The following is a 906-nucleotide window of genomic DNA, read 5'->3' as shown; positions in this document are numbered from 1 at the left end:
TGGTCGCCGTCATGGATACGATAATCCCGCACATCCCGCACGCCGCATAACAGAACCGTCTGGGGAAAGGCCTGGGGGCGATCCGGGTAACCGGCCCGGATCTGGCGCAGCAGGGAGATCAGGGTATCTCCCACCAGGCTATCCACCTCGTCCAGGAGTAAAACCAGGGGGTTTTCGAGCCGTCGACACCAGCGACGCAGCCCTTCCCGAAGCAGACTGCCGGCGGCCTGAGTGGTAAGGATTTCCCGGGCAATTTCCGGCAGAAGCCGATCGGCCAGGTATTCATCGGCACCGGCCACCAAAGCATCCAGGATAATCCGCATTCCCGACGCCATGTCTCCCCGCGCCGCCTGGGCCGGCTCCAGGTTCACATAGAGGGCCGTGTAATCCGCTTCCGCGTTGAGCTGCTCCATCAAGGCCAGCAGACAGCTGGTCTTGCCGGTCTGGCGTGGGGCGTGGAGGACGAAATAACGCTTCTCCCCGATCAAACGCCGAATATCATCCATATCCCAACGTGATAATGCAGGGATCGTGTAATGTTCGTCCGGCCTTGTAGGGCCTGCGGTATTGAAGGTCTTCATGGAGCCTCCTGCGGGTACGACTTCTGACGGTCAGGAACCGGCAATCTACTCATGGTATTCCTGCTCGATATTGATGGCCCACAGGTCGTGGTGTTCGCCGAACAGGAGCATGCGGACGGCATACATCGCGGTCAGCATGGAATGGTCCATGTTGTTGTAACGATGGAGACCGTTGCGGCCCACGGTGCGCAGGTTTTCCAGCCCAGTGCAAAAATCCCGCACCCTGGAAATAGCGGCCATATAGCTGCTGTCGTAGACAGGATAGGCATCGGCGATGCGATAGACCTGACCGTCGATTACCTGGCCGGCCGGTAGCAGGCCGATG

Annotated in this window: 2 protein-coding genes; both read right to left on the bottom strand. The window is 59.6% G+C overall.

Going from position 1 to position 906, the window contains the following annotated elements:
• Positions 1-581, bottom strand: a 581-nt coding sequence (locus BQ17_RS04260; RefSeq protein ID WP_141699092.1) for an ATP-binding protein, incomplete at its 3' end; no start/stop codon positions are given.
• Between the two features lie 45 nt (positions 582-626).
• The coding region (locus tag BQ17_RS21440) for a hypothetical protein (RefSeq protein ID WP_218068079.1) at positions 627-906 on the bottom strand (280 nt) is incomplete at its 5' end.

The sequence above is a fragment of the Candidatus Thiosymbion oneisti genome (assembly GCF_900092655.1).
Lineage (GTDB): Bacteria > Pseudomonadota > Gammaproteobacteria > Chromatiales > Chromatiaceae > Thiosymbion > Thiosymbion oneisti.
Note: the sequence above shows the minus strand (reverse complement) of the source record. Positions and strands in the feature narration are given on the sequence as shown.